Genomic DNA, 26,995 nt, shown 5'->3' with positions numbered 1-26,995 from the left:
ATCTGTCACCGACTGTAGAGAAGTCAGGGGGCTCTTTGCCACCTACTCTCCGAGATTGCCACTATCGAGGTGGACCAAGCCCTCGCTCGGGAGGCAGACTTGCGCCACCACCAACGGAGGAACTGACACATGCCACCGAGGTCAACGCCCACGGAGCGCCAGAGGCGGCTGGGCGCCGAGTTGCGCAAGATGCGGCTCGCGGCGGACGTGACCACCGACTACGCCGCCGGACTGCTCGGGCTCGACCGCACCAAGGTGTCCAACATGGAAGCGGGGGCCCGAGCCATCTCCCCCGAGCGCGTACGAGTCCTCGCCTGTAACTACGCCTGCCACGACGAGGCCTACGTCGACGCGCTGGCCGAGATGGCGAGCGACCGCAAGCGGGCCTGGTGGGATGCGTACCGGGGGCAGCTCCCCGCAGGGCTCCTCGACATCGCGGAGCTGGAGTGGCATGCCAAGAGCGTGCGCGTCGGCCTGTCCCTGATCATGCCCGGTCTGCTCCAGACCGACGGCTACGCCCGCACGATGTTCTCCGCCGCGCTACCGCCCCTCTCGGCGGCCGAGGTCGAACTGCGCGTGGCCCTGCGCATGCAGCGACAGCAGGTGCTCTTCCGCGAAGACCCCGTCACGTACACGGGATATGTGCACGAGGCCGCCCTGCGCATGGAGTTCGGCGGCGCCAAGGTGACGCGGGGACAACTGGACCACCTGTGCGACGCATCCGAGCGTGACAACGTCAACGTGCGCGTGATCCCCTTCAAAGTCGGGGTGTTCCCCGGGGCCGGCCAGGCGGTGACCTACGCCGAGGGGCCGGTTCCCCAGCTCGACACCGTGGAACTGGACTCCGCCCACGGCCCCGAGTTCACCCACGGTCAGTCACAACTCGACAAGTACCGGGCCCACTTGGACTGGATGGAGGCCGCGTCACTGTCGCCCGAGGCCTCACGCGACTTCATCCAGGGCATCGCCCGCAGCCTCTGAGGAGCCAACCATGCCTGACATCACCTGGGAAGACCCCTTCTGCACCGAGGGCGCCAACTGCTTCCGCCTCGGCACCGACCCCCAAGGCAACGCCTACATAGCCGTCGCCGGCCAGGAGGACACCTACCTCACCGACACCCGCGAAGCCCTCCGCACGCTCATCCGGGACATCAAGGCCGGCAGAGCCGACCACCTCCTCTAGGGCTCCAGTACGCCTCGCCGGAACGGCTCCACGCCGACCACCCGCCGTACCTTCACCGGCTCGATGAGCAGCATCACCCGCCGCTCCCCCGGCAGCAGCCACGGATACCGGTCCTCCCCGATGTACTTCCGGGTCAGCCGGTCCATCGACCGCTCCGCCTCCTCCCCCTCCACGAACCGCACCACCCGCCCCCGGATCTCCACCCGGTCGTAGGGGTTGCCGGGGTCGTGGTGCGAGAGCGAGACGGCGGGGTTGCGCCGCAGGTTCTCCTCCTTCACGCGGCCGATCGCCGTGTTGACCATGACGTGGTCGCCCTCGATGTCCACCCACATGGGCGACACCTGGGGCGCACCGTCCGGCCCGACGGTCGCGAGATGCCAGAAGTTCGGCGCCATCAGCCGCTCACGTACGTGCTCGTCCAACCCGCCTGTACGGTCCACGGAATACATGAGGGGATCCTCACCCCCTCCCTGCCCCAGCAAACCAGCAAACCCCCGCAGACGCATTGACCTGACTAGACCACTCCACTTACCTTCACACGGCAAGAGAGACGAACCCCCAGGCCACAGCGCAGTGGCCGCCGAGGAGGTCGTGCCCGTGCGCCCCACCGCCGTCAGCATCCTTGCCCTCTCCCTCGTCACCGCCGCCGCTTCCCTCACCGCGTGCGGCAGCGGGTCCGGGAGCAGTCCCGACACCGTGAAGATCTCTTTCAAGCAGTCCACGGACAACTCCATCAAGGTGATGGACACGTATCTCGCCGACATCAAGAAGCAGTTCGAGAAGGAGTACCCGGGGAAGAAGGTCGAGCTCGTTCCCATCAAGGCCCCGGACTCCGAGTACTACACGAAGCTCCAGCAGATGCTCCGGTCGCCGCGGACCGCTCCCGACCTGGTCTACGAGGACACCTTCCTCATCAACTCCGACATCACCAGCGGGTACTTGAAGCCCCTCGACTCCTACCTCGGCAAGTGGGACGACTGGGGGCAGTTCATCGACACCGCCAAGGCGGCCGCCCAGGGCGAGGACGGGAAGACGTACGGCGTCCCGGACGGGACCGACACCCGTGGGCTCTGGTTCGACAAGCGGGTGTTCAAGAAGGCCGGACTGCCCACCGACTGGCAGCCGAAGACCTGGGACGACGTGCTCGCCGCCGCCCGGACCATCAAGCAGAAGGTCCCCGGCGTCACGCCGCTGAACGTCTACACGGGCAAGCCCGTCGGCGAGGGCGCCACCATGCAGGGCTTCGAGATGCTGCTGTACGGGACGAACGACGGGACCAGCGACCCGCTCTACGACAGGACGAGCAAGAAGTGGATCGCCGGGAGTCAGGGGTTCAAGGACGCGCTGTCCTTCGTCGAGACCGTGTACAAGGAGAAGCTCGGGCCCGACGTCTCCGACGCCCTCGACCCCAACTTCGGCACCGCCGTCCGCGGTGAACTCCTCCCCCAGGGCAAGCTCGGCATCGACCTCGACGGGTCCTGGCTGCCGCAGGACTGGAACCAGGGCAGCGGGCACGAGTGGCCCGACTGGTCCAGGCAACTGGGGCTGGCCTACATGCCGACCCAGCACGGCCAGGCCCCCGGCAAGGTCAGCATGTCCGGTGGCTGGACCTGGGCCATACCCAGCAAGGCGGCCAACCCCGACCTCGCCTTCGACTTCGTCAAGACCATGCAGACCAAGGCGAACGCCCAGAAGTGGTACATCGCCAACTCGGGGATCGCGGTGCGGAAGGACGTCGCGAGCGATCCGTCGTACACGTCCGCCCAGCCCGGCATCAAGTTCTTCACCGATCTGGTCGCCAGCACCCACTACCGGCCCGCCTACCCGGCCTATCCGAAGGTCTCCACCGCCATCCAGGAGGCCATGGAGAGCGTGACGACCGGTGACGCGTCGGTCGACAAGGCGGCGAGTACCTACGACTCGACGCTCAAGGACGTCACCGACGGCCAAGTGGTCACCCAGTGAGTCGGTCGGCCAGTCACCCGGTGAGTCCGTCGGCCGGTCACCCCGCGATCAGCCGGCGGCTGTTCCGCGGCCTCCCCCTCACCCCCGCCCTGGTCCTGCTCCTCCTCTTCCTCGGCGGGCCCATCGTCTACTGCGCCTGGATCGCCTTCACCGACCTCCAGCTCACGGGCCAGGCGCACTCCTCCTTCGTCGGTTTCGCCAACTTCCGCAGGGCGTTCCACGACGACGCCTTCCTGAACGCCGTCTGGCTGACCCTCGTCTTCACCGTGCTGTCCGCGCTCGTCGGGCAGAACACGCTGGGGCTGGCGCTCGCCGCGCTGATGCGGCGGGCGTCGAAGCCGGTGCGGACGCTCACCGGCGGAATCGTGATCACGGCGTGGGTGCTGCCGGAGGTCGTCGCCGGGTTTCTGCTGTACGCCTTCTTCCGAAGGGAAGGCACTCTCAACGCCATCCTGGACTTTCTCCATCTGCCGTCCCAGAACTGGCTGTTCACGCTGCCGATCCTGGCGGTGTCGTTCGCCAACGTGTGGCGGGGGACGGCCTTCTCGATGCTCGTGTACTCCGCCGCCCTCGACGAGATCCCGAACGAGATCGAGGAGTCGGCAGAGGTCGACGGCGCCGGCGGCTGGCGGCGGATGTGGCACATCACGCTGCCGATGATCCGCCGGTCCATCGGGACGAACCTGATGCTCAACACGCTCCAGACGCTCTCCGTCTTCGGACTGATCTGGGTGATGACCAGGGGCGGCCCGGGGGACAGGAGCCAGACCCTGCCCCTCTTCATGTACGAACAGGCCTTCCAGAACAGCATGATCGGGTACGGCACCGCCGTCGCCCTGCTGCTGCTCCTCGTCGGCTCGCTCTTCTCCGTCGTCTACATGCGGCTGCTGCGTACGGAGGTGTGAGAGAGACCGATGCCCCGCAACAGACACCGCTCCCGCCGGCTCGCCGCCGACCTCGGCCTGCTCGTCGTGGCCGCCGCCTTCGTGCTGCCGCTCGCCTGGGTGCTGCTCTCCGCCGTCGACCCGCACGCCGATCTCCGGGTGCGGATCCCGGACGGGTTCACCTTCGCCAACTTCGACGCGATCCTCACCCCCGACATCACCTACACCCCGCTGCTCAACAGCCTGATCCTGTGCGGGGGCGCCACCGCGCTCACCGTGGCGTGCGCCGCCCTCGCCGCGTACCCGCTCTCCCGCTACCGTTCCCGGCTCAACCGGCCGTTCCTGCTCTCCGTCCTCTTCGCGACCAGCCTGCCCATCACCGCGATCATGGTGCCGGTGTACGCGCTGTTCGTGCGGATCAACCTCATCGACACCATGCAGGGCACCATCCTGTTCTTCGCCGCCTCCCAACTCCCGTTCGCCATCTGGCTGATGAAGAACTTCATGGACGGTGTCCCGAAGGAGCTGGAGGAGGCCGCGTGGACGGACGGCGCCAACTCCGCCCAGTCGCTGGTTCGGATCGTGCTGCCGCTCATGGGACCCGGTCTCGCCGTCGTCACCGTGTTCGCCTTCGTGATGATGTGGGGCAACTTCTTCGTCCCGTTCATGCTGCTGCTCTCGCCGGACCAGATGCCCGCATCCGTCAGCATCAACGACTTCTTCGGCAACCGCGGCACCGTCGCCTACGGCCAGCTCGCCGCCTTCTCCGTCATCTACTCGACACCGGTGATCCTGCTGTACGTCCTGGTCGCGCGGCGGTTGGGAGGCGGGTTCGCGCTGGGCGGCGCCGTCAAGGGATGAACAGGCCACACGTACGGGGGAAACCGTACGTTCGTACAATCCGTGTTCCTGGCCGAACGGACCGTAGCCACCGTCCTTGATCACCCCTACCTTGTCGGCTGTGCGCCGACCCCCAGCTCTGCCGAACCAGCCAGGCCCCCCTTTCAACGCCCCCGCCGCCCGCAGACTCCGTGCCGCTCTCGGCATGGGGCCCGAGCACGTGGCCCACGATCTGCGGGCCTCGTTCGGGCTGCCGTACGCCACGCCCGATCTCGTCCTCGCCTGGGAGCGCGGCGCGGTGATCCCCAGCAGTCCCGAACTCACCGCGCTGGCGGGCGTGTTGTGGTGTGCCCCGGGCGAACTGATCGGCCGGCCGCGGACGCTGCGCGAACACCGGATCGCGCGCGGGCTGGCTCCGGAGGACGTGGCGCTGGCGGTCGGCGTCGACCTTCTCGGCTATCTCGCGATGGAGGAGGACGAGGAGTGGCAGGGCACGGAACGGCAGTCCGCCGCCCTGGCCGAGGCCCTCCGGCTCTCCCTGCCGGACTTCATCACCGTCACCGGCAAGGAGGAGAAGCTGGCGGAACTGCTGCGGGGCGCGGTCACCACCCGCTGGCAGGCCTATGTCCGCCAGGTGGGCAAGGTCGTCCCCCTGGAAAAACGCCTGATCGAGGGCACCCTCCGCGAACTGCACGAGAGCTACCAGGGCCAGATGACGGCAACCCTGGCCTGGGGCAACATTCCGGCAGCGGATTCAGCAGAGGACAGGGGAAAGGACTTCCTGGCCGACATCGTCGCCCGTTTCTGGGAGCGGATGGACAGCGCCCCGTAAGGGGCGCGGGGAACTGCGCGCTCAACCCCCACCGGGCCCGCGGCTCCCCCACCACCGAACCGCCCCTTAAAAAACGGACTCCGCCTCGTCCATCCGATCCTTCGGCACCGTCTTCAACTCGGTCACCGCCTCCGCGAGCGGCACCATCGCGATGTCCGTCCCCCGCAGCGCGGTCATCCTCCCGAAGTCGCCCCGGTGCGCCGCCTCCACCGCGTGCCACCCGAACCGCGTCGCGAGGACGCGGTCGTAGGCCGTCGGCGTGCCGCCGCGCTGGACGTGGCCGAGGATGACCGGCTTGGCCTCCTTGCCGAGCCGCCGCTCCAGCTCGTACGCCAGGGCCGTGCCGATGCCCTGGAAGCGCTCGTGGCCGTACTGGTCGATCTCACCCTTGCCGTAGTCCATCGTGCCCTCGGCGGGGTGCGCGCCCTCCGCCACGCAGACCACGGCGAACTTCTTGCCGCGGGCGAACCGCTCCTCGACCATCTTGACCAGGTCGGCGGGGTCGAAGGGCCGCTCGGGGAGGCAGATGCCGTGGGCGCCGGCGGCCATCCCGGACTCCAGGGCGATCCAGCCGGCGTGCCGGCCCATCACCTCGACGACCATCACCCGCTGGTGGGACTCGGCGGTGGTCTTCAGGCGGTCCATCGCCTCCGTGGCGACCCCCACCGCGGTGTCGAAACCGAAGGTGCGGTCCGTGGACGAGATGTCGTTGTCGATGGTCTTCGGGACGCCGACGACCGGCAGGCCCGCGTCGGACAGCATGCGCGCCGCGGTCAGCGTGCCCTCGCCGCCGATCGGGATCAGCGCGTCGATGCCGAACTCCTCGACCATGTCGGTGGCCCGGTCGCAGGCCTCGCGCAGCCGGTCCCGCTCCAGTCGCGACGAGCCCAGGATGGTGCCGCCGAGGGCGAGGATGCCGCTGACGGCGTCCAGGTCGAGGGTGCGGTAGTGGCCGTCGAGCAGACCCCGGAAGCCGTCCTCGAAACCGATGACCTCGTCGTCGTACTGTGCGACAGCCCGGTGTACCACCGATCGGATGACGGCGTTCAGGCCGGGGCAGTCGCCGCCTGCGGTGAGAACTCCGATGCGCATGGTGGTGTGTCTCCTGCTCGCTGTCGTGACCGGTGAGCCGATCCGATTGTTTCATGCCGGACGGGTGGGCGAAGTCCTGACGGGCGCCTTATCCGGCGCCGGGGGTATTGTCAAGAGGGTTCCGCTCACCCCGGTGGGCGATTTTTGTGTGGCTATGCAGAGCCCATAGCGGCAGAGACCCATAGAGAGACCCATAGAGAGACGGAGTGCACACGTGACGCGCAGCGTGTACGTGACCGGGATCGACCGGGGCGACGGCCGCCAGGTCGTCGAGCTGGGCGTGATGGAGCTGCTGACCCGGCAGGTCGACCGGGTCGGTGTCTTCCGTCCGCTCGTCCATGACAATCCCGACCGCCTGTTCGAGCTGCTGCGTGCCCGGTACCGCCTCTCCCAGGACCCGGCGACCGTCTACGGCATGGACTACCACGCGGCCTCCGCCCTCCAGGCCGAGCGCGGCGCCGACGAGCTGGTCTCCACCCTCGTCGACCGCTTCCACCTGGTCGCCCGCGACTACGACGTCGTCCTGGTCCTCGGCACCGACTTCGCCGACACCCAGTTCCCGGACGAGCTGTCCCTGAACGCCCGGCTCGCCAACGAGTTCGGCGCCTCGGTGATCCCGGTGGTCGGCGGCCGCGACCAGAACGCGGAGTCCGTGCTGGCGGAGACCCGGAACGCGTTCCGGGCGTACGACGGTCTCGGCTGCGACGTGCTGGCGATGATCGCCAACCGGGTCGTCCGCGAGGAGCGGGAGGAGATAGCCCGGCGGATCGACGGGCGGCTGCCGGTGCCGGTGTACGTGCTGCCGGACGAGCCCGCGCTGTCCGCGCCGACGGTCGCCCAGATCGCGCACGCGCTCGAAGCGAAGGTGCTGCTGGGCGACGACTCGGGGCTGGCCCGGGACACCCTGGACTTCGTGTTCGGCGGCGCGATGCTGCCGAACTTCCTGCCCGCCCTGACCCCGGGCTGCCTGGTCGTGACCCCCGGCGACCGCGCCGACCTGGTCGTCGGCTCGCTGGCCGCGCACAGCGCCGGCACCCCGCCGATAGCCGGCGTGCTGCTCACCCTCGGCGAGCGGCCCAGCGACGAGATCCTCACCCTCGCCGCCCGGCTCGCCCCCGGCACCCCGGTGCTGTCCGTGCCCGGCAACAGCTTCCCGACCGCCGCCCAGCTGTTCTCCCTGGAGGGCAGACTGAACGCGGCCACCCCGCGCAAGGCGGAGACCGCGCTCGGCCTGTTCGAGCGGTACGTCGACACCGCCGGCCTCAACAAGCGGGTCTCGGCGCCGAGCACCGGCCGGCTCACCCCGATGATGTTCGAGCACAAGCTCCTGGAGCAGGCGCGTTCCGACAAGCGGCGGGTGGTGCTGCCGGAGGGGACCGAGGCGCGGGTGCTGCACGCGGCGGAGGTGCTGCTGCGCCGGGGGGTATGTGACATATCACTGCTCGGACCCGTCGACCAGATCCGCAAGAAGGCCGCCGACCTCGGCATCGACCTCGGCGACGCCCAGCTGATCGACCCGGCCACCTCCGAGCTGCGCGACGCCTTCGCCGAGCAGTACGCGCTGCTCCGCGCCCACAAGGGCGTGACGGTGGAGCTGGCGTACGACGTGGTCGCCGACGTCAACTACTTCGGCACCCTGATGGTGCAGGAGGGGCTGGCGGACGGCATGGTCTCCGGTTCCGTGCACTCGACGGCGGCGACCATCCGGCCGGCCTTCGAGATCATCAAGACCAGGCCGGGGTCGTCGATCGTCTCGTCCGTCTTCTTCATGTGCCTCGCCGACAAGGTGCTGGTCTACGGCGACTGCGCGGTGAACCCGGACCCGAACGCCGAGCAGCTCGCCGACATCGCCGTCCAGGCGGCCGGTACCGCCGCCCAGTTCGGGGTGGAGCCGCGGATCGCGATGCTGTCGTACTCCACGGGCACGTCGGGTTCGGGGGCGGACGTGGACAAGGTGCGGGAGGCGACCGAGCTGGCGCGCTCGCGCAGGCCCGACCTGAAGATCGAGGGGCCGATCCAGTACGACGCGGCGGTGGAGCCGTCGGTGGCCGCCACCAAGCTGCCGGGCTCCGAGGTCGCCGGGCAGGCCAGCGTGCTGATCTTCCCGGACCTCAACACCGGCAACAACACCTACAAGGCCGTGCAGCGGTCGGCCGGCGCGATCGCGGTCGGGCCGGTGCTCCAGGGGCTGCGCAAGCCCGTCAACGACCTGTCCCGCGGTGCCCTCGTCCAGGACATCGTCAACACCGTCGCCATCACGGCGATCCAGGCCCAGAACCCGGCCCAGAATTCGGCCCAGAGTTCGGCCCAGAGTTCGGCCCAGTACCCGGCCGCGCCCCAGGCCGCGTTCCCGAGCGAGAAGGCAACCGCCCAGTGAGCCACCGTCCGACCCGTGTCCTCGTCCTCAACTCCGGCTCCTCGTCGGTGAAGTACCAGCTGCTGGACATGCAGGACAGCAGCCGGCTGGCGGTGGGTCTCGTCGAGCGGATCGGCGAGCAGACCTCACGACTGAAGCACTCCTGCCTCGGCACCGGTGACACCCGCGAGGCGGTCGGTCCGATCGCCGACCACGAGGCCGCGCTGAAGGCCGTCGCGGAGGAACTGGCCAAGGACGGCCTCGGCCTTGACTCGCCGGAGCTGGCCGCGATCGGGCACCGGGTGGTGCACGGCGGGATGTTCTTCACCGAACCGACGGTGATCGACGACGCGGTGCTCGACGAGATCGAGCGGCTGATCCCGGTCGCCCCGCTGCACAACCCGGCCAACCTGACCGGGATCCGCACCGCGCAGGCGCTGCGCCCGGACCTGCCGCAGGTCGCCGTCTTCGACACGGCGTTCCACACCACCATGCCGGAGTCCGCGGCGCGGTACGCGATCGACCCGCGGATCGCCGACCGGTACCGGATCCGGCGCTACGGCTTCCACGGCACCTCGCACGCGTACGTGTCCCGGGCGACCGCGAGGCTGCTGGGAAAGACACCGGAAGAGGTGAACGTCATCGTGCTGCACCTCGGCAACGGGGCCTCGGCGTCGGCCGTCCGGGGTGGCCGGTGCGTGGACACCTCGATGGGCATGACGCCTTTGGAGGGACTGGTGATGGGAACCCGTTCCGGCGATCTGGACCCGGCCGTCATTTTCCATTTGGCACGGGTTGGCGGAATGTCCATGGACGAGATCGACACTCTTCTCAACAAGAGGAGTGGTTTGTTCGGTCTGTGCGGTGACAACGACATGCGGGAGATCCGGCGCCGGATCGACGAGGGCGACGAAGAGGCAGAACTCGCCTTCGACATCTACGTCCACCGCCTGAAGAAGTACATCGGCGCGTACTGCGCCGTCCTCGGCCGGGTCGACGCGGTGGCCTTCACCGCGGGCGTCGGCGAGAACGCGGCCGCGGTGCGGGAGGCGGCCGTGGCAGGTCTGGAGGGGCTGGGGCTCGCGGTCGACCCGGAGCTGAACGGCGCCCGAGGGGACGAGCCGCGGCTGATATCGCCGGCCGGTGCGCGCGTCGCCGTCGCGGTGGTGCCGACGGACGAGGAGCTGGAGATCGCGACGCAGACGTACGCGCTCGTCGGCACCGGATCGACACCGGTCGGAAATAACAGCTGAGCACATTAGCGCCCATTTGTATCTTCCACCAGACGGAATATTCCGTAGCGAAACAAACCGATAGGATCGCCCCATGCGCCGTTCGAAAATCGTCTGTACTCTCGGCCCCGCGGTCGACACCCACGAAATGCTCGTCGCCATGATCGAGGCCGGCATGAACGTGGCCCGGTTCAACTTCAGCCACGGCTCGCACGCCGAGCACCAGGGGCGGTACGACCGCGTCCGGGCCGCCGCCAAGGAGACCGGCCGCGCCATCGGCGTCCTGGCCGACCTCCAGGGCCCGAAGATCCGTCTGGAGACCTTCGCCGAGGGACCGGTGGAGCTGGAGCGCGGTGACGAGTTCGTCATCACGACCGAGGACGTCCCGGGCGACAAGACCATCTGCGGTACGACCTACAAGGGCCTGCCGGGCGACGTCTCGCGCGGCGACCAGATCCTCATCAACGACGGCAACGTCGAGCTGAAGGTCCTGGACGTCGAGGGCCCGCGGGTGCGGACGATCGTCATCGAGGGCGGTGTCGTCTCCGACCACAAGGGCATCAACCTGCCCGGTGCGGCCGTCAATGTGCCCGCGCTGAGCGACAAGGACATCGAGGACCTGCGGTTCGCGCTGCGCATGGGCTGCGACATGGTCGCGCTGTCCTTCGTGCGGGACGCGAAGGACGTCAACGACGTCCACCGGGTGATGGACGAGGAGGGCCGCCGGGTCCCCGTCATCGCCAAGGTGGAGAAGCCGCAGGCGGTCGAGAACATGGAGGGCGTCGTGCTGGCGTTCGACGCCGTGATGGTCGCCCGTGGCGACCTCGCCGTCGAGTACCCGCTCGAGAAGGTCCCCATGGTGCAGAAGCGGCTCATCGAGCTGTGCCGCCGCAACGCCAAGCCGGTGATCGTGGCGACCCAGATGATGGAGTCGATGATCACCAACTCCCGTCCGACCCGCGCCGAGGCCTCCGACGTGGCCAACGCGATCCTGGACGGCGCCGACGCGGTCATGCTGTCCGCCGAGTCCAGCGTGGGCGCGTACCCGGTCGAGACCGTGAAGACGATGTCGAAGATCGTCACCGCGGCCGAGCAGGAGCTGCTGAGCAAGGGCCTGCAGCCGCTGGTGCCGGGCAAGAAGCCGCGCACCCAGGGCGGTTCGGTGGCCCGTGCCGCCTGCGAGATCGCCGACTTCCTCGGCGGCCGCGGCCTGGTCGCCTTCACCCAGTCCGGCGACACCGCCCGCCGCCTCTCGCGCTACCGCGCGCAGCAGCCGATCATCGCCTTCACCACCGACGAGAACACCCGCAACCAGCTCACCCTCAGCTGGGGCGTGGAGTCGCACGTGGTGCCGTTCGTGAACACCACGGACGAGATGGTCGACATGGTCGACCAGGAGCTCGCCAAGATCAACCGCTTCAACCCGGGCGACACCGTCATCATCACGGCCGGTTCGCCCCCCGGCGTCTCCGGCACCACCAACATGCTCCGCGTCCACCACATCGGCGGCATCAACAAGTGACGCCCCGCTGAAGGGCCTTGTACGGCACCGAGGGCGCCCCCTGTGGCAGAGGGCGCCCTCGGTTCCTGTCTCCGGGCTACGGCAGGCTGTCGGCGATCCGGTCCCACTCCTCGAACTCGCCCCTGCGCGGGTGGTCCGGGAGCAGCGGGGCGACGGCGCGGGCGGGGCCGAGCAGCCCGCGGGCCCTGCGCAGGGACAGCATCCGGGCGCGGTCCAGCTCACGCCACCGCGGGGCGAGCGCGGCGGCCGTGTCCGGGGTCATCGGCATGGCGTCGAGGGCGCGGTCGAGCACCGGGCCCGGATCCAGCAGCGGAACGTCCGGCACCGCGCCCGCCTCCGTCAGCTCCTTCAGCAGGGAGGCCCGGAGCCAGAGGTCGCGCAGCAGCCACTCGTTGCGCTGCGCGCCGGTCGCCCGCTCCGCGGCCGCCAGCAGGGCCGGCCACGCCTCGGCGACCGCCCGCCACTGCGCACCGGTCAGCCGGGCCGGGTCCTGCTGGATACGGGCGGCGAACATCTGCGCGGCACCGATCCACTCGCTCACCGCGCCGTCGGTCCGCAGCACCTCCGGTGCCGACCAGCGGCGTGCGTGCGCGTCCAGGTCCAGCCCGTCGAGGTCGTCGAAGAGACCACTCACCCGAAGTACACCCCAGTCGTCACGGACATCTCCTTCACGCGGGACAGCACTGTGGCCCGGTCACCGCGCGAGGCGGACGACCGGGCCACAGCTCTTTGCGCGGCTCCCGAACGGGTCTGTGGCGGCGGTCAGCCGGTTCCGTCGGTCGTGTAGACGTGCATCCCGGGGATGTGCAGGGTGCCGCCGAACTGCGCGGCCTGGGTGACCTTCACGTTGGTGAAGTAGATCAGCGGGATGTTCAGCGGCGGCGGGTTGTCCACGTCGAACGTGATCGGGATCAGGCCGAAGAGGTTGCCCGAGATGGACTCCGTGTACATCGTCGTGGCGCCGTCGCGGATCGTGGACGTGGAACCCGACGCGGCCTGCACGTGGTAGGTCTTGTCGATGTTCGTGTCCTTGACCGTCTGGTGCAGGTTACCGATGTCGGTGCCGCCCGAGATGACGTACTTCAGCACCTTCTTCGTCTTGCCGCTGGCCGTCCTCACCGTGACGATGCCCTGGTAGTCGGCGCTCTTCAGCGTCAGCGAGCTGGCGTTCAGGTACCAGGGGTCGTCCGCCACCGGCACCTTGTTGTCGACACCGCTCACGTCGTCGGTGGCGACCTCGCAGTCGTCGGCCGACGTGGTGGAGCTCGCGGAGGCGCTCGGCGAGGCACTGCTGGTGGCGTCCGCGGCCGCCTTGGTGGCGTCGTCCGCCGCCTTGGTCGCCGTGTCGGTGGTGTCCTTCACGGTGTCCGTGACCGTCTTGACGGTCTTGGAGACGGTGTCCGAGCCGCTGTCGTCGCTCGTCGAGGAGGACGAGTCCGACTTCTCCGTGGACGACGACGAGGAGGAGTCCGAGGACGCGGACGCCGACGGCGAGGGGGTGGCGCTCGCGGTGGAGTCCGACGAGGACGAGCTCGTCGTGCTGCCGCCGCTGAGGATGCTGCCGATCGCGTCCCCGATCGAGTCCAGCAGACTGCCGCCGCTGCTGCTGCTCTCGGAGGCGGACGGCGACGGGGTCGCCGTGCTGCCGGAGTCCGAGGACCCCGAATCGCCGGAGGAGGACGACGACTTGGACGCGGACGGCGTCGGCGTGGCCGTGTCCTCGGAACCTGAATCCGACGAGGACGACTTGTCCGACGACGACGTCGAGTCCTTGGCGTCGTCCGACGCGGTGGCGGACGGCGTGGCCGAGTCAGTGGCGTCGTCGCTCGCGCTCGCCGAGGCGGAGGGCGAGGCCGAGTCCAGGGCCGCGACACAGTCCTTGTAGTCCTCGGCGAGGCTCTTCGAGGACGCCGACGACGTGCTGTTGGTGTCGGCGATCGCGAGCGTCGACGTGAACCCGAAGCCCATGAGCACGGCCGTCGGCATCGCCACGGACGCTATCGCCTTGCCCGCGGGCATGTGGAACCTGGTGAACAGCGGCTTCTTGGGTGCCGCATGGCGGGGCCCGGTTCTCACACGGGACTCGTCCACATCAGTCCCGTGGGTCACCTCGTCAGCCGGCACTGTGCCTCCCGTTCGCCCCGTTCACCGGGCTCGTTCCTGACAGGTCGTTCTCCCCCAGCGCCTTGGGGTCCTGGGAGTCAGCGTCCACGCCGTCCGGACCCGTGTAGTAGGCGGCCTCTTCCGGGGCGTCGTCCCCGGCCGGCGGGATCTCGCCCTCCGGCTGCGGCTTCGGGGGCGCACCCGGGGACCAGGCCACGGCCATCGCACCGCCGACGAGGGCGAGCAGGAAGCCCATGATGAAGCCACCGAAGTTGGACACGGGGAGGGACACCAGCGCCAGCAGGATCGCGGCGATACCCGCGAACGTGCGGATGTGCTTCTGGTACCAGAGGCTGATGCCCAGGACGACGAGCAGCACGCCGATGATCAGGGATCCGGCACCCGCGGTGGTGGCCATGGCCACCGTGAGGTTGCCGATCTGGAGGTGCGCGTACGGGAAGTACATGATCGGGAAACCGGCGAGCAGGATGTACAGACCGGCCCAGAAAGGCCGTGTGCCCCGCCAGGAGCGGAACTGCAGCCTCCGGCGGGTGAACTGGCCGGGTGCGGCAGGAGTCTCGGCGCTCATGGAAAACAGCTCCCTGGTGCGGCGTTGCTGTGGTGGTGATGCTGTGTGTGGTGCGGTGGTGGTTCCTTGTACCGCGCGTGAAGACCGTGGGGAGAAGATGGAGGGCGGGGGTGCCGTCGGCTCCCCCGCCCGTCACAGAGTGCCTAGTAGCACTCCGCTCCCGACGTCGAGATCGACATGTGCAGCCCGCTGAGCTTGAAGGTTCCGGCGGTGGTGGCCCACGCCGTCTGCTTCACGCCGGACAGCGAGGCGTGGTCCGCCTCCTGCGCGAACCCGTAGGGGTTCGTCTGCTGGTTGCTGACCTCGCTCGACTTGACGCCCGGACCCTTGGTCGAGCTGCTGGCCGCGACACCGATGTTGATGTTGGTGAACGTCGCGTCGGCACTCAGGTCGTCAAGGTCGATGTACAGCTTGCTGGCCTCGACCGGCTTGCTGGCATCGGTGCCCGCGTGCAGGATCAGGCTGACGTTCCCGAAGATCGGGACGTTCGGCGTGACCACGGACTGGCACAGGTTGTTGATCTTCGCCGTGTTGAACGCCGAGACCGCGACCGGGTGGATCGTGCTCTTACCCGCAAGGGTGTAGCCCGAGTCGACCGCGCCGTACTGGACGAAGCCGTCGCCTTCGAGCTGGTCGGCCGTGACCTTGAACTGCTGGCCCGACACGCTGAACGACGCGGCCAGAGCACCCTGCGCGAGGGCGACACCTATACACGCCGTAGCGGCAACGCTGGGCACCATGACCACAGCGAACCGCTTCCATCTGGTCCCGCCACGCACCTGGGACTCCATATTTCCTCCTTCTCGGACGTACATCTCCTGGCCCGGTATCGCCCCCAACGGCGGCTCGGCCGGGCAGGGATGGGAGAAGTGCTACGTCCTCGGAAGGGGAGCGCCCGCACTCGGAGGCACGAAACGCACCTCGATCACCGGCGATCACCCCCGAGCGACAACCACTGGTCGCGCCTGACACGCATCACGCACAACCTTGCTGGACAGGCTTCGCCACGAGAGCGAAGACCCCCCTGCCCAAGAGCCGGCGTCACTGCCGCCGACTCTGCTCGGTGGGGACCCACATGAACCCTTGGCCCGACCGGCTGTCGGGGTACGGGAATGGACCGAGCGTCGCCGATCGTGGTGCATTCTCGCCGCCCGCACAAGGGGCTTCGTTACTCGGTAGTAACGGGCGGATAACCGAAGGACGACCCGCCGGTCTCGGAGAGCAACCCTGGGTGGCAACCAGGGGCAGAGCAAAGCAGTTGATGAACGGACAGAACCAGACAGACCAACAGCCCTGATTTACTCCGAGTAACAGCGGCCGCGATTACCAAGATTTGGTAAAGAGCGGCCGCTGTGGCCCCGCGTCGGCAAATCTTTCACTCGGGCATCACAGGACGTGACGTTTAGCGACTGGTCAGAACCGTGTTCAGACCGTTGTCTAGAACAGCGCGCGCGCCAGCGCCCTGCGCGCTCCCACGACCCGTGGATCGTCGGTGCCCACGACCTCGAAGAGCTCAAGAAGCCGCCGCCGTACGGCATCCCGGTCGTCCCCGGCCGTCCGCTGCACGGTCTCGATCAGCCGCCCGAAGGCGTCCTCGACATGCCCGCCCACCAGGTCCAGGTCGGCGGCCGCGATCTGCGCCTCGGCGTCGGCCGGCTTCTCGGCCGCGTCCTTGCGCACCGCCTGCGGGTCCATCCCCTGCACCCGCTGGAGCAACTCGGCCTGCGCGAGCCCCAGCTTGGCCTCGCTGTTGGCGGGGTCGTCGGTCAGCACGTTCTTGTACGCCTGGACCGCACCGCCGAAGTCACCCGCGTCCAGCGCCTGGACGGCGGCCTCGAGAAGCGCGTCGTAGGGACCCGCAGGCAGCGCGGCCTCCGGCTGGGCACCCGGCTCCGCGTCGGGGTCGACGACGAGTCCGGTCAGCCCGAACCGCTGCTCGGCGACCTGCACCAGCTGATCCAGCGTCTCGCGGATCTGCTGCTCGGGGGCCGCCCCCTGGAAGAGCGGCAGTGCCTGCCCGGCGACGACGGCGAACACCGCCGGGATCCCCTGGACCCCGAACTGCTGCATCAGCATCTGGTTGGCGTCGACGTCGATCTTCGCCAGCAGGAAGCGGCCGTCGTACTCGACGGCGAGGCGCTCGAGGACCGGGCTCAGCTGCTTGCAGGGCTGACACCACTCGGCCCAGAAGTCGATGACGACGGGCACTTCGGCGGACCGCTGCAGGACATCGCGCTCGAAGCCGGCTTCGTCGACGTCGATGACCAGGTCGGCCGGGGAGACGGTACCGGCCCCACCCTGCCGGACCGCTTCGGCGCGCGCCTGCTCGGCTTTGGTCTTGGCCTCCTGGGCCGCCTTGACCGCGGCGAGGTCGACGACGCCGCTCATGGACATGTTCCGTGGCTGCATGCGTCTATCCTCCCCCGTTCCCGCGCGCAAGTGAAAAGCGTTGTGGAAGCTGGCCGAACGTGTGTTCCGCAACGGCGCCGGGTCCCCACCCCACGCCCGTGGTCGTCGCCCGTGCGGTCACCCACGAGCTTTCGCTACGACCCGTAGCGTAATGCCATCGGGGGCCTGCGCGACACCACATTCCGGTGATCTCCCTCACGGCATCACATGAACCGCCGGTTATGGTCGTGGCATGCAGAGCCGCACCCCCGCAGGCCGTACCGGCCGCCCGCGCAGCGCCGCCGCCGACGCCGCGATCCTGGAGGCGACGCGGCAGGCGCTGGTCGAACTGGGCTGGTCCAAGCTCACCCTGGGAGACGTGGCCACGCGGGCCGGGGTTGCAAAAACGACCCTCTACCGCCGCTGGGCAGGCAAGAACGAGCTCGTCGTCGACGCGGTGGCAGAACTGTTCGACGAACTCGAGCTCCCCGACCGCGGCAGCCTGGCGAACGACATCGAGGGTGTGGTGCTGCAGTTCGCGGCGATCCTGGACCGCCCCGAGGCCCGCAGCGGCCTGATGGCGGCGGTCGCCGAGTCGACCCGGGACGACGCGCTGCGGGAACGTATCCGCTCCTCGATCGTGGACCGCCAGAAGCGGCTGGTCCTGGAGGGCCGGGCCCGGGCGCAGTGCCGAGGCGAACTCCCCTCCGAGCCGGACCCGGAGGAGGCCGCCCGCACGGTGGACCTGATCTTCGACATGGTGGCGGGTGCGGTGGTCCACCGCACCCTGATGAGCGGCAAGCCGGCGGACGAGGAATGGGTACGCGACTTCACCCGGGTCCTGCTCCTGGGCCTGTCCGCCGAACCGCCCGAGCTCCCCTAGCCACGCCGAGCCGACCGGACACCCCGCCGCGCCGACCGGACAGCCCCTTCTCAACCCGCCGAGCCGGCCGAGGCGGTCACTTCTCGGTGGACCGAGTCGGGTGGTGGGTGGGCACAGGTCTCGGGGGTCCAGGGGGCGGAGCCCCCTGGTACGCCGCTAGAAACCCGCCGGCTCCGTGTACACCCCCCACTCGTCCCGCAGCACCCCGCAGATCTCGCCCAGGCTCGCCTCGGCCCGTACCGCGTCCAGCATCGGCACGATCATGTTGGCCCCGCCCCGCGCAGCGGCCAGCATCGCGTCCAGGGCGGCGCGCACCGCGCCCTCGTCCCGCGCCGCCCGCCGTGCGCCCAGCACCCGTACCTGCTCCCGCTCGACCTCGTGCGAGACCCGCAGGATCTCCAGGTCGCCGGTGACGGACCCGGTGTGGACGTTCACGCCCACGACCCGCTTGTCGCCCTTCTCCAGCGACCGCTGGTACTGGAAGGCGGACTCGGCGATCTCACCGGTGAACCAGCCGTCCTCGATGCCCCGCAGGATCCCGGACGTGACCGGCCCGATCGGGTGCCGCCCGTCCGGGTGGGCGCGCAGCCCCCGCTCCTTGATCTGGTCGAAGATCTTCTCGGCGTCGGCCTCGATCCGGTCGGTGAGCTGCTCGACGTACCAGGAACCGCCCAGCGGGTCCGCCACGTTGGCGACCCCGGTCTCCTCCATGAGCACCTGCTGGGTGCGCAGCGCGATCTCGGCGGCCTGCTCGCTCGGCAGGGCGAGGGTCTCGTCGAGGGCGTTGGTGTGCAGCGAGTTGGTCCCGCCGAGCACGGCCGCGAGCGCCTCCACGGCCGTACGCACCACGTTGTTGTACGGCTGCTGGGCGGTCAGCGAGACACCGGCGGTCTGCGTGTGGAAGCGCAGCCACTGCGACTTGTCCGACCGGGAGCCGTAGACGTCCCGCATCCAGCGCGCCCAGATCCGGCGCGCGGCGCGGAACTTGGCGACCTCCTCGAAGAAGTCGACGTGCGCGTCGAAGAAGAAGGAGAGTCCGGGCGCGAACACGTCCACGTCGAGCCCGCGGCTGAGCCCCAGCTCCACGTACCCGAAGCCGTCCGCGAGCGTGTAGGCCAGCTCCTGCGCGGCCGTCGCACCGGCCTCCCGGATGTGGTAGCCGGACACGGACAGCGGCTTGTACGCGGGGATGCCGGCCGCGCAGTACTCCATCAGGTCGCCGATCAGCCGCAGATGGGGTTCGGGCTGGAACAGCCACTCCTTCTGGGCGATGTACTCCTTGAAGATGTCGGTCTGCAGCGTGCCGTTGAGCACCCGCGGATCCACGCCCTGCCGTTCGGCGGCGACGAGGTACATGCAGAAGACGGGCACGGCGGGCCCGCTGATCGTCATGGACGTCGTGACGTCGCCCAGCGGGATGTCCTTGAACAGGACCTCCATGTCGGCGGCGGAGTCGATGGCGACCCCGCAGTGCCCGACCTCGCCGAGCGAGCGCGGGTCGTCGGAGTCCCGTCCCATGAGCGTCGGCATGTCGAAGGCGACCGACAGGCCGCCGCCGCCGTTGGCGAGGATCATCTTGTAGCGCTCGTTGGTCTGCTCGGCGTTGCCGAACCCGGCGAACTGGCGGATGGTCCAGGTCCGGCCGCGGTAGCCGGTCGGATACAGCCCGCGGGTGAAGGGGTACTCGCCCGGCCAGCCGATCCGCTCGAATCCCTCGTAAGTGTCCCCCGGTCGGGGCCCGTACACCGGCTCCACGGGGTCACCCGAGAGCGTGGTGAAGTCCGCGTCCCGCTTGCGGGCCGCGTCGTAGCGGGCCTGCCAGCGTCGGCGGCCCTCCTCGATGGCTTCAGCGTCCATACCCTCGAATTTACTAGGACGTCCAAGTAAATGTCGATGGAGAACCGCCGCACGGGTGTCCGTACGGCGGTACGGCCCGGAGGCTGCGGTCTAGGCCTGGACCTTGGCGGCCACCGGAGAGCCCTCGGTGACCTTGGCGTCGAGCTCGCGGGTGACCTTGCGCTCCACGAAGAAGGCGGCGGTCGGGATGGTCCCCGCCAGCAGCACCCACAGCTGCTTGCCGACCGGCCACTTCGCCTTGGAGCCCAGGTCGAAGGCGAAGACCAGGTAGACGACGTAGAGCCAGCCGTGCGCGATGGCGACGACGCGCGTGACGTCGGCCGCACCGTCGATGTCCAGCCCGTACTTGGCGATCATGCTCAGGCACAGCAGCACCAGCAGCACACCGGTGACGTAGGCCAGGACGCGGTAGCGGGTCAGCACGCTCTTTTTCATGGGGACGAGCGTAACCACCCGTTCCGGGAGATCTTGCCGCGGGTCACCGCTGCGCCGACGGCGGGTTCAGTCCTCGTCGAAGTCGTTCGCGGAGACCCGCAGCGGCCGCAGCATCGCGAAGATCTCCCCGCACTCCTCGGCGTCGTACACCCCGAGCCCGAAGTCCATCGCCATCAGGTCGCGGGTGGCCGCCTCGACGACCTCGCGGCCCTTCTCGGTGATCGTGGCGAGCGTGCCGCGCCCGTCGTTGGGGTTGGGCCGCTTGTCGACCAGACCGGACCTCACCAGCCGGTCGACCGTGTTCGTCACCGAGGTCGGGTGCACCATCAGCCGCTCGCCGATCTTCGACATCGGCAGCTCGCCGGCCTTGGAGAAGGTGAGCAGCACCAAAGCCTCGTAGCGCGCGAACGTCAGCCCGTACGGCTTGACCACCGCGTCCACCTCGGCCAGCAGGATCTGCTGGGCCCGCATGATCGAGGTGATCGCGGCCATCGACGGGACGTTCCCCCAGCGCTGCTTCCAGAGGTCGTCGGCTCGGGCGATGGGGTCGAAGGGAAGACTGAGAGGCTTGGACACGTCACCGACCCTACCGGCCGGTCATATAGCGGTCAGCCGTGTCTCGGCTTTCGGTCACCTTTGCCGCATCACGGACGACCCGCGCTTCAACGGGGCCGTTACGGCACCGGCCGCACCGCCCGCCGGGCCGCCGCCGCGAGCCCGCAGCAGCACACCGCCCCCACCACCCCGGCCCCCGCCACCGTGGCCCGCACCCCCACCGCCTCCGCGGCCACCCCCGCCAGCGTCATGCCGACGCCCTGCAGGGTCATCAGCCCGGCGCTGAGCACGGTCATGGCGCGGCCGCGCAACTCCTCGGGGACGGCCCGCACGAACCACTGGTCCAGGCCCAGCGTGTACGCCGATCCCGCCCCCGCCGTCACCAGGAGCAGCAGCGAGAGGGCGAGGGGCGGGTGCAGGGCGTAGCCCAGGTACGGCAGCAGGGTGAGGCAGACCAGCGGCAGAGCGATCCGCTCCCGGGCGGCCGGGCCGAGCCGGGCTCCGGCGTACAGCTCCCCGGCGACCGTGCCGACCGGCAGCGCGCACATCAGCAGGCCGAGCCCCGGGGACCCGGTGCCGAGCGCGTCGGCGTAGGGGGCGGCGAGTGCCTCGGGGACGACGGCGAACATCGCCGGGATCCAGAAGAGCAGGAGCAGGAGGCGGATCCGGCGGTCGGCGAACAGCTGCCGGGTGCCGCCGTGCTCCCGGGTCCGGGCGCGGGCGGGGCGGCGCCGGGTGCCGAGGCGCAGCAGCGCGGCCGAGGCGAGGAAGGTGCCGACGGTGATCAGCAGGGCGTGGCGCGGGGCGAGGACGGCGAGGAGCAGTCCGCCGAGGCCGTAGCCGGCCAGCAGCGCGCTCTGCGCGACGATCCGCAGCAGGGAGCGGCCGAGCACGAACAGCTCGCCGCCGCCGAGGACGTCGGAGAGGGTCGCCATCCGGGTGCCGGCGAACACCGGCGAGACGACGGCGAGCGCGCAGCGCAGTCCGAGCAGCAGGCCGATGCCGGTTCCGGGTACCGCCATCACGGCGACGCACCCCGCGCACACCAGGTCGCACACGACCAGCACCCGGCGGGCCGGGAACCGGTCCGCGACCGGGGCCAGCAGGGTGCCGCCGACCAGGTAGGGCAGAAAGCCCAGCGCGAAGGTCAGCGCGCTGAGCAGCGGTGATCCCGTGAGGTCGTACACCAGCACGGACAGCGCGATCTCGCTGACGATCACGCCGAGCATGGACAGCACATGGGCGGCGAAGACGGCACGGAACTCGGGTACGGCGAGGACCCGGCCGTAGCCGGCGGGTCGCTCCAGGGCAGGCGCGGACATGGACGGCAGCGTGCCCGCGCGCCGGCCGGACGCTTAGAGTTTCGGCACCAGCCGAATCTTCACCCGGAACGGTTTCGCCATGCCCTCCCACCTCCACTTCGACGAGGACGACTTCCTCCGGTGCCGGTTCGCGCTGTCGCCGCTGTGGGAGACGCAGGAGGCGGTGCGTACGCTGCGGCGTCCGGACCGGCACGGCTATCACGCGCCCTGGCTGCGGCGGATCAGGGCGGTGGCGGCCGGTCTCGACCTGGCCCCGCTGTGGCTGCTGATGCCCTGGCGCGGTCACTCCCCCGACTGGCTGGTGCCGCCGCCGACCGGTCCGGCGGCCTCCGTCGAGGAGGAGCTGGCGGCCCTGCGGGCGGTGGATCCGGAGACGGCCCGGGCGGACACCGCGCGGTCGCTCGCGGACACGCCGGGCGCGTCGGAGTCGGTGACCGGCCGGGCCTGGCTGGCGGATCCGCCGCGCATGGTCCGGGAGGTGACGGACGCGCTGGAGGCGGCCTGGCGGGTCCTGGTGGCCCCGGACTGGCCCCGGCTGCGCGCCCTGCTGGAGGCGGACATCGCCTTCCATTCGCGGCGGCTGGCGGAGGTCGGCCTGGGCGGGCTGCTGCCGGAGATCCACCGCCGCTGCGGCTGGCGGTCCGGGACGCTGACGGTGGAGTCGCCCGGGGCGTACGAGCGGCGCCTCGGCGGGCAGGGCCTGGTGCTGATGCCCAGCGTGTTCACCTGGCCGGACGTGATCAGCACCTTCGACCCGCCGGCCCGGCCCACGCTGGTCTACCCGGCCCGGGGCATCGGCGGTCTGTGGACCGACCCGGCCGACACCACGCCCGACGCCCTGGTACGGCTGGTGGGCCGGGGCCGTGCCGCCGTCCTGGCCGCCCTGACCGAACCGGCCACGACCACCGCCCTCGCCCACCGGCTGCGCCTCGCCCCCTCCTCGGTCTCCGCGCACCTGGCGGTCCTGCGCGACGCGGGACTGCTGACCTCGCGCCGCTACGGCCACCAGGTGCTGTACGAACGAACCCCGCTGGGCATCGCACTGACGTCCGGGACACCGGGCGGCTGACCCGTGCCACGATGAGGCCCATGCCGGAAGCACCCGACGCGGCCACCGCCTGGCGGGCGACCGCCGGTCCGACACCCGCCGCCCGGGACGCGGCGCCGCTAAGGGCGGCCGACGCGGCGTAGCCGGTGCCGGACCGCGCGCTGGGCCACCGGGCCGAGTTCCTCCAACGCGGCCACCAGTGCGCCGAGTTGCTCCAGGGCATCCAGGGCCGCATGGGCGCCGGTCGCGTCGACGCCCTCGTACAGCTCGATGCCGACGAACGACGCGGCGACCGTGCGGGCGAGCCCGGCCGGGTCGGTGAACTCCCCGAAGGGCGTGGCCGCGAGGACCCGGACGAGCACCTCCTCTATCTCGGCGATCCACAGGTCGAGCCCGGCCGCCGTGGCGGGTCCGAGCGCCTCGTGGGTCTGCGCACCGGCCAGCAGCTGCCCGAGCAGGGCGACATGGCCGCCCGCGCGCGCCTCCTCGTGGATCTGCCGCCCCACCGTGAGCAGTTCGGAGAACGAGCCGACGGCGGCGAGCCGGGGGCGGAAGCGGGCCACGGCCTGCTCGGCGCCGTACCGGCAGGCCGCGGCGAGGAGTTCGTCCATGGATCCGAAGTGGTAGAAGACCAGCGCCTGGTTGACCCCGGCGGCCGCCGCCACCGTGCGGGCCGAGGTCTTGGCGATCCCCTGCTCGGTGAGCGTGCGCAGCGCGCCCTCCAGCAGCTTGTGCTTCGTCTCCAGGGACTTGGCGGTCTCCGGGCTCACGCGCGCGGCTCCTCACGGACGGGCCGCAGCCCGGGCCGCACCCCGCGGCCGCGGACGCCGGTGTACGACGCCTCGAAGGAGCCCTGGTAGCCGAAGAGCGGCCCGAAGTACCGGTTCACCACCCGGACCTGGATACGGAAGCGGCCGGCCCGGTCGTCGTAGGACTCGCGCACCTCGGCGGTGGCGCCGACGAGTTCGGGGACGCGGACGTCCACCGGGCCCTCCCTGAAGCGGTGTTCGCCGGAGCGGATCAGCAGGGAGCCGTCGGACTCGGCGTGGAAGTGCAGTTCGCTGGCGAGGTGCTGGTGGGTGCCGAGGTAGTCGAGGATGCGGTCGCCCTTGGGACTGAGCACCATCTGGGCGTCGAAGCGGCGGGGGCGGCCGGGCAGGTCGAAGGTGCGCACGAAGCTCACCGTCTCACGGCCGTAGCCGTCCGCGTAGGGCACATTCTCGATCTTGAAGGGGACGTTCCTGGCGGCCCTGGGGACCAGGATGTTGCGGGTGCTGCCCAGCGCCAGGAACGGTTTCACGAAGGCCCCGCCGTGCCAGATCCGGTCCATCACGCCGTGGCCGGTGCAGGCCTCGCCGCTCGCCAGGCCGACCGAGAAGCGGCGCTGGAGCTGCGGGTGCAGCCGGTCGAAGTCGGGGCCGAGCACGGTGCGGAACATCGAGGTCACGGCTGCTTCTCCAGGGTGCGCAGGACGCGCGGGGCGGCCGTTCGGGCGGGCGGGGTGCGCAGGCAGCGGCGGGCGGCCGGGGTGGTGGCGAGGGGCGACGTGACGACGGCCAGGAAGAGGGCGACGACGAGGACGAGCGGGACCAGGAAGGCGACGGTGGGGGCGAGGGCGCCGAGGACCGGACCCCGGCTCAGGCCGGTGCCGCAGCCGGCGATCGTCAGCGCCCGGACCGCCATCTCGGCCAGCCAGTTCCACCGCGCCCGTTCCGGGGTGATCCCGCGCTCCAGCCACAGCCGCAGCCGGTCGAAGGACCAGGCGGTCGCCCAGCCCATCAGGGGACGGAGGACCAGGCGGTCGGCGAGTGCGCCGACGACGCCCCACCGGGGCCGGTAGTCGTAGCCGGTGAGGAAGCGGACGCCGTCGGCGACCGGTACGTACCGCCAGTAGCCGCTGCCCTCGGCGAGCAGCGAGAGCCGGTCCGGGGAGGCGAAGCGCAGGGCGGAGGTGCGGGTGCCGTCGGGGCGTTCCTTCTCCCCCGCGGAGACGCCGGTGCCGGCGACGGTGAGGAAGGGCAGCACGCGCGTGGCGTACCGGAAGCGCTGCGGCTCGCCCTCCGTGCGCGGGAGGTAGGTGATCTCGGTGAACCTCAGGTCCCAGCGCTGGTGCTGCGCGGGGTCCTGGGTGCGTGCCCACAGTTCGTCGAGGTCGGCGCGGATGCGCGCCTCTATGTAGAGCCCCACTGGTGTCGTACCCCCGTCACCTGGTCTTCTGAACTCATTTTGAGCGATCGCTCAAAACCGCCGAAGTGAAGGTACCCTTTTTTGAGCGATCGCTCAATCACGGGACAGAAGAAAGCCCCGGCCCTGGAGGACCGGGGTTCCGCCGGGTAGCCGATTCGACTACTCGGCGAGGTGCCGCTCGACCGTCGCCACCTTGCTGGTGAGCCCGTCGCTGACACCGGGCCTGATGTCCGCCTTGAGGACCAGGGAGACGCGCGGGGCGCGCTCCTCGACGGCGGCGACGGCGCGCCTGACGACGTCCATGACCTCGTCCCACTCTCCCTCGATCGAGGTGAACATGGCGTCGGTGCGGTTGGGCAGCCCCGACTCGCGGACCACCCGCACCGCGTCGGCGACGTACTCCCCCACGTCCTCGCCGACGCCGAGCGGCGTGACGGAGAAGGCGACGATCATGCCTTCACCGCCCCTTCCTGACGGGCGCGGGCCGCGATCACCGCGTCCTCGGACGCGCGGCGCAGCTTGCGCTCGGCGAAGAAGCCGCCGGTCGGCAGGACGGAGAGGACGAAGTAGAGGAGCCCGGTCCCCACCGGCCACTTGGCACGGTTCCAGGCGTCCGCCCAGAAGATCACGTACAGGATGAACAGGACGCCGTGGACCGCGCCCATCACGGGTACCGCGTTGAAGTCCGTGGTCCGCTTCAGCACCGAGCAGACGAGGAGGATCAGGAAGGACACGGCCTCCGGGGCGGAGACCAGGCGGAGGCGTCGGATGGCGGTGGCGGTCTTGATGTCCACGAGTCACCTTCGGTGGGAGAGACGTCCACTCTTTGTGAACGCGAGCACAAACGTTCAGCCATTGTGGCAAAGGAGCCTCCCGGTCCCCGCGCGGGGGTGGGAGGCCGGGCCGGGCGACGAGGGGGCAGGTATGCCGTTCGTGTTCTTCAGGACCCCGTGATACGCCTCCCCGCTGAGCGGCGGCACCCCTGACCACCCTCTGACGGCCGCACCCCTAGGGGACGGATCCGGGGTGACGTCCACCCACGGGACCTGTCGCCGCCGTCTGCCTGCGGCTACCTTCGCAGCGTGGCGATGTTCCGACTCCAGGGCAGCAAGGTGCTCGCCGTCGAGATGACCGGGGACGCCGTGAAGGCGAAGAACGGCTCGATGGTCGCGTACGACGGGCAGATGGCGTTCAAGAAACTGAGCGGCGGCGGCGAGGGGCTGCGCGGGATGGTGACCCGGCGGCTCACCGGCGAGCAGATGACGGTGATGGAGGTGAAAGGGCACGGGACGTGCTGGTTCGCGGACCGGGCGTCCGAGATCAACCTGGTCGGCCTGCAGGGCGACAAGCTGTACGTCGAGTCGAGCAACCTGCTCGCGACCGACGCCGGCCTGCGCACCGGCACGACCTTCACGGGCCTGCGCGGCGCCTCCCAGGGCAACGGCCTGTTCACCACCACGGTCGAGGGCCACGGCCAGGCGGCGATCACGTCGGACGGCCCGGCGGTGGTGCTGAGAGTCAGCGCGCAGTACCCGCTGACCGTCGACCCGGGCGCCTATATCGCCCACCAGGGCAACCTCCGCCAGTCCTTCCAGTCGGGTGTGACCTTCCGCACGTTGTTCGGAGAGGGCGGCGGCGAGGCCTTCCAGATCCGGTTCGAGGGGGACGGTCTGGTGTACGTACAGCCGAGCGAGCGGAACACGATCGCGGGGGACGTCTGAC

28 protein-coding genes are annotated in these 26,995 nt (G+C 70.1%); 12 read left to right on the top strand and 16 right to left on the bottom strand.

The genetic code is table 11. The annotated features are described in order from the left end of the window. Positions 1-129: 129 nt before the first annotated feature. Both ABZ887_RS18895 and ABZ887_RS18890 read left to right on the top strand, forming a co-directional pair. The gene (locus tag ABZ887_RS18895; protein ID WP_361290384.1) at positions 130-981 is read left to right on the top strand and encodes a helix-turn-helix transcriptional regulator; all 852 of its coding nucleotides are present in this window, start codon (positions 130-132) and stop codon (positions 979-981) included. A 10-nt stretch (positions 982-991) separates the two neighbouring features. Then, positions 992-1,183, top strand: a complete 192-nt coding sequence (locus ABZ887_RS18890; RefSeq protein ID WP_361290381.1) for a hypothetical protein — start codon at positions 992-994, stop codon at positions 1,181-1,183. Here ABZ887_RS18890 and ABZ887_RS18885 read toward each other — a convergent pair. Continuing rightward, positions 1,180-1,632 carry a PPOX class F420-dependent oxidoreductase gene (locus tag ABZ887_RS18885; RefSeq protein WP_361290378.1) on the bottom strand — a complete coding sequence of 151 codons (453 nt, stop codon included), beginning with the start codon at positions 1,630-1,632 and terminating at the stop codon, positions 1,180-1,182. The genes ABZ887_RS18890 and ABZ887_RS18885 overlap by 4 nt on opposite strands. Before the next feature lie 148 nt (positions 1,633-1,780). On the opposite strand from ABZ887_RS18885, the gene ABZ887_RS18880 reads away from it, so the two are divergent. The 4 genes from ABZ887_RS18880 to ABZ887_RS18865 all read left to right on the top strand — a co-directional run bounded on the left by ABZ887_RS18880 (position 1,781) and on the right by ABZ887_RS18865 (position 5,704). Continuing rightward, positions 1,781-3,148: an extracellular solute-binding protein gene (locus ABZ887_RS18880; RefSeq protein WP_361290375.1), complete on the top strand. Its 1,368-nt coding sequence runs from the start codon at positions 1,781-1,783 to the stop codon at positions 3,146-3,148. Positions 3,149-3,168: 20 nt separating this feature from the next. Further along, complete coding sequence (locus ABZ887_RS18875; protein ID WP_361290372.1) at positions 3,169-4,053, top strand: sugar ABC transporter permease; 885 nt, start codon at positions 3,169-3,171, stop codon at positions 4,051-4,053. A gap of 9 nt (positions 4,054-4,062) precedes the next feature. After that, positions 4,063-4,893 (top strand): carbohydrate ABC transporter permease, encoded by an 831-nt coding sequence (locus ABZ887_RS18870; RefSeq protein WP_361290369.1) that lies wholly within the window; start codon positions 4,063-4,065, stop codon positions 4,891-4,893. Positions 4,894-4,984: 91 nt separating this feature from the next. Then, entirely contained in the window at positions 4,985-5,704 is a 720-nt protein-coding gene (locus ABZ887_RS18865) for an XRE family transcriptional regulator (RefSeq protein ID WP_361290460.1), read from the top strand. A 66-nt stretch (positions 5,705-5,770) separates the two neighbouring features. Here the strand turns inward: ABZ887_RS18865 and ABZ887_RS18860 are convergent, their stop codons facing one another. Beyond that, positions 5,771-6,796, bottom strand: a complete 1,026-nt coding sequence (locus ABZ887_RS18860; RefSeq protein ID WP_361290366.1) for an ATP-dependent 6-phosphofructokinase — start codon at positions 6,794-6,796, stop codon at positions 5,771-5,773. Positions 6,797-7,010: 214 nt separating this feature from the next. Between ABZ887_RS18860 and pta the strand changes: the two genes are divergently transcribed. The 3 genes from pta to pyk all read left to right on the top strand — a co-directional run bounded on the left by pta (position 7,011) and on the right by pyk (position 11,906). Beyond that, on the top strand, positions 7,011-9,173 hold the full coding sequence (gene pta / locus ABZ887_RS18855) for a phosphate acetyltransferase (protein ID WP_361290363.1): 2,163 nt from the start codon (positions 7,011-7,013) through the stop codon (positions 9,171-9,173). Beyond that, entirely contained in the window at positions 9,170-10,405 is a 1,236-nt protein-coding gene (locus ABZ887_RS18850) for an acetate kinase (RefSeq protein WP_361290360.1), read from the top strand. The genes pta and ABZ887_RS18850 overlap by 4 nt, the downstream gene beginning before the upstream one ends. A 73-nt stretch (positions 10,406-10,478) precedes the next feature. Next, a complete protein-coding gene (gene pyk, locus ABZ887_RS18845) occupies positions 10,479-11,906 on the top strand; it encodes a pyruvate kinase (RefSeq protein ID WP_361290357.1) in 1,428 nt (475 codons plus the stop codon). A gap of 76 nt (positions 11,907-11,982) precedes the next feature. Here pyk and ABZ887_RS18840 read toward each other — a convergent pair whose 3' ends face one another. The 5 genes from ABZ887_RS18840 to ABZ887_RS18820 all read right to left on the bottom strand — a co-directional run bounded on the left by ABZ887_RS18840 (position 11,983) and on the right by ABZ887_RS18820 (position 17,007). Then, complete coding sequence (locus ABZ887_RS18840; RefSeq protein WP_361290354.1) at positions 11,983-12,540, bottom strand: hypothetical protein; 558 nt, start codon at positions 12,538-12,540, stop codon at positions 11,983-11,985. A 128-nt stretch (positions 12,541-12,668) separates the two neighbouring features. Then, positions 12,669-14,030, bottom strand: coding sequence for a hypothetical protein (locus ABZ887_RS18835; protein WP_361290351.1), 1,362 nt, complete (start codon positions 14,028-14,030; stop codon positions 12,669-12,671). Then, positions 14,020-14,598, bottom strand: a complete 579-nt coding sequence (locus tag ABZ887_RS18830; RefSeq protein ID WP_361290348.1) for a DUF6114 domain-containing protein — start codon at positions 14,596-14,598, stop codon at positions 14,020-14,022. Before ABZ887_RS18830 ends, ABZ887_RS18835 begins: the two co-directional genes overlap by 11 nt. A 143-nt stretch (positions 14,599-14,741) precedes the next feature. Next, a complete protein-coding gene (locus ABZ887_RS18825; protein WP_361290345.1) occupies positions 14,742-15,389 on the bottom strand; it encodes a DUF6230 family protein in 648 nt (215 codons plus the stop codon). A 646-nt stretch (positions 15,390-16,035) separates the two neighbouring features. Continuing rightward, positions 16,036-17,007, bottom strand: coding sequence for a tetratricopeptide repeat protein (locus ABZ887_RS18820; RefSeq protein ID WP_361290343.1), 972 nt, complete (start codon positions 17,005-17,007; stop codon positions 16,036-16,038). A gap of 232 nt (positions 17,008-17,239) precedes the next feature. Between ABZ887_RS18820 and ABZ887_RS18815 the strand changes: the two genes are divergently transcribed. Beyond that, positions 17,240-17,869, top strand: a complete 630-nt coding sequence (locus ABZ887_RS18815) for a TetR/AcrR family transcriptional regulator (protein ID WP_361290340.1) — start codon at positions 17,240-17,242, stop codon at positions 17,867-17,869. A gap of 156 nt (positions 17,870-18,025) precedes the next feature. Here ABZ887_RS18815 and ABZ887_RS18810 read toward each other — a convergent pair whose 3' ends face one another. The 4 genes from ABZ887_RS18810 to ABZ887_RS18795 all read right to left on the bottom strand — a co-directional run bounded on the left by ABZ887_RS18810 (position 18,026) and on the right by ABZ887_RS18795 (position 22,038). After that, positions 18,026-19,726, bottom strand: coding sequence for a methylmalonyl-CoA mutase family protein (locus ABZ887_RS18810; RefSeq protein WP_361290337.1), 1,701 nt, complete (start codon positions 19,724-19,726; stop codon positions 18,026-18,028). Positions 19,727-19,816: 90 nt separating this feature from the next. Next, positions 19,817-20,161: a DUF3817 domain-containing protein gene (locus ABZ887_RS18805; protein ID WP_093499022.1), complete on the bottom strand. Its 345-nt coding sequence runs from the start codon at positions 20,159-20,161 to the stop codon at positions 19,817-19,819. A 66-nt stretch (positions 20,162-20,227) separates the two neighbouring features. Further along, positions 20,228-20,737 carry a MarR family transcriptional regulator gene (locus tag ABZ887_RS18800; protein WP_361290333.1) on the bottom strand — a complete coding sequence of 170 codons (510 nt, stop codon included), beginning with the start codon at positions 20,735-20,737 and terminating at the stop codon, positions 20,228-20,230. Positions 20,738-20,835: 98 nt separating this feature from the next. Further along, positions 20,836-22,038 carry an MFS transporter gene (locus tag ABZ887_RS18795; RefSeq protein ID WP_361290331.1) on the bottom strand — a complete coding sequence of 401 codons (1,203 nt, stop codon included), beginning with the start codon at positions 22,036-22,038 and terminating at the stop codon, positions 20,836-20,838. A 79-nt stretch (positions 22,039-22,117) separates the two neighbouring features. On the opposite strand from ABZ887_RS18795, the gene ABZ887_RS18790 reads away from it, so the two are divergent. After that, positions 22,118-23,107, top strand: a complete 990-nt coding sequence (locus ABZ887_RS18790; protein ID WP_361290328.1) for a DUF5937 family protein — start codon at positions 22,118-22,120, stop codon at positions 23,105-23,107. 98 nt (positions 23,108-23,205) lie between these two features. On the opposite strand, the gene ABZ887_RS18785 is transcribed toward ABZ887_RS18790, so the two are convergent. From ABZ887_RS18785 to ABZ887_RS18765, 5 genes are all read right to left on the bottom strand, one after another. Next, positions 23,206-23,856, bottom strand: coding sequence for a TetR/AcrR family transcriptional regulator (locus tag ABZ887_RS18785; RefSeq protein WP_361290325.1), 651 nt, complete (start codon positions 23,854-23,856; stop codon positions 23,206-23,208). After that, the gene (locus ABZ887_RS18780; protein WP_361290321.1) at positions 23,853-24,533 is read right to left on the bottom strand and encodes a DUF4166 domain-containing protein; all 681 of its coding nucleotides are present in this window, start codon (positions 24,531-24,533) and stop codon (positions 23,853-23,855) included. Before ABZ887_RS18780 ends, ABZ887_RS18785 begins: the two co-directional genes overlap by 4 nt. Beyond that, the gene (locus ABZ887_RS18775; RefSeq protein WP_361290318.1) at positions 24,530-25,273 is read right to left on the bottom strand and encodes a hypothetical protein; all 744 of its coding nucleotides are present in this window, start codon (positions 25,271-25,273) and stop codon (positions 24,530-24,532) included. Before ABZ887_RS18775 ends, ABZ887_RS18780 begins: the two co-directional genes overlap by 4 nt. 159 nt (positions 25,274-25,432) lie before the next feature. Further along, positions 25,433-25,726 carry an MTH1187 family thiamine-binding protein gene (locus tag ABZ887_RS18770; RefSeq protein WP_361290315.1) on the bottom strand — a complete coding sequence of 98 codons (294 nt, stop codon included), beginning with the start codon at positions 25,724-25,726 and terminating at the stop codon, positions 25,433-25,435. Next, entirely contained in the window at positions 25,723-26,067 is a 345-nt protein-coding gene (locus ABZ887_RS18765; RefSeq protein ID WP_361290312.1) for a DUF3817 domain-containing protein, read from the bottom strand. The genes ABZ887_RS18770 and ABZ887_RS18765 overlap by 4 nt, the downstream gene beginning before the upstream one ends. A gap of 294 nt (positions 26,068-26,361) precedes the next feature. On the opposite strand from ABZ887_RS18765, the gene ABZ887_RS18760 reads away from it, so the two are divergent. Next, positions 26,362-26,994: an AIM24 family protein gene (locus ABZ887_RS18760; RefSeq protein ID WP_361290457.1), complete on the top strand. Its 633-nt coding sequence runs from the start codon at positions 26,362-26,364 to the stop codon at positions 26,992-26,994. Position 26,995 lies beyond the last annotated feature (1 nt).

The sequence above is a fragment of the Streptomyces sp. NPDC047061 genome (assembly GCF_040643955.1).
Classification (GTDB): domain Bacteria; phylum Actinomycetota; class Actinomycetes; order Streptomycetales; family Streptomycetaceae; genus Streptomyces.
Note: the sequence above shows the minus strand (reverse complement) of the source record. Positions and strands in the feature narration are given on the sequence as shown.

Coding starts and splice junctions, on each gene's coding strand:
- ABZ887_RS18895 (WP_361290384.1), top strand. CDS start 130: ATGCCACCGAGGTCAACGCCCACGGAGCGCCAGAGGCGGCTGGGCGCC.
- ABZ887_RS18890 (WP_361290381.1), top strand. CDS start 992: ATGCCTGACATCACCTGGGAAGACCCCTTCTGCACCGAGGGCGCCAAC.
- ABZ887_RS18885 (WP_361290378.1), bottom strand. CDS start 1,632: ATGTATTCCGTGGACCGTACAGGCGGGTTGGACGAGCACGTACGTGAG.
- ABZ887_RS18870 (WP_361290369.1), top strand. CDS start 4,063: ATGCCCCGCAACAGACACCGCTCCCGCCGGCTCGCCGCCGACCTCGGC.
- ABZ887_RS18860 (WP_361290366.1), bottom strand. CDS start 6,796: ATGCGCATCGGAGTTCTCACCGCAGGCGGCGACTGCCCCGGCCTGAAC.
- pyk (WP_361290357.1), top strand. CDS start 10,479: ATGCGCCGTTCGAAAATCGTCTGTACTCTCGGCCCCGCGGTCGACACC.
- ABZ887_RS18830 (WP_361290348.1), bottom strand. CDS start 14,598: ATGAGCGCCGAGACTCCTGCCGCACCCGGCCAGTTCACCCGCCGGAGG.
- ABZ887_RS18825 (WP_361290345.1), bottom strand. CDS start 15,389: ATGGAGTCCCAGGTGCGTGGCGGGACCAGATGGAAGCGGTTCGCTGTG.
- ABZ887_RS18820 (WP_361290343.1), bottom strand. CDS start 17,007: ATGCAGCCACGGAACATGTCCATGAGCGGCGTCGTCGACCTCGCCGCG.
- ABZ887_RS18815 (WP_361290340.1), top strand. CDS start 17,240: ATGCAGAGCCGCACCCCCGCAGGCCGTACCGGCCGCCCGCGCAGCGCC.
- ABZ887_RS18810 (WP_361290337.1), bottom strand. CDS start 19,726: ATGGACGCTGAAGCCATCGAGGAGGGCCGCCGACGCTGGCAGGCCCGC.
- ABZ887_RS18805 (WP_093499022.1), bottom strand. CDS start 20,161: ATGAAAAAGAGCGTGCTGACCCGCTACCGCGTCCTGGCCTACGTCACC.
- ABZ887_RS18795 (WP_361290331.1), bottom strand. CDS start 22,038: ATGTCCGCGCCTGCCCTGGAGCGACCCGCCGGCTACGGCCGGGTCCTC.
- ABZ887_RS18790 (WP_361290328.1), top strand. CDS start 22,118: ATGCCCTCCCACCTCCACTTCGACGAGGACGACTTCCTCCGGTGCCGG.
- ABZ887_RS18770 (WP_361290315.1), bottom strand. CDS start 25,726: ATGATCGTCGCCTTCTCCGTCACGCCGCTCGGCGTCGGCGAGGACGTG.
- ABZ887_RS18760 (WP_361290457.1), top strand. CDS start 26,362: ATGTTCCGACTCCAGGGCAGCAAGGTGCTCGCCGTCGAGATGACCGGG.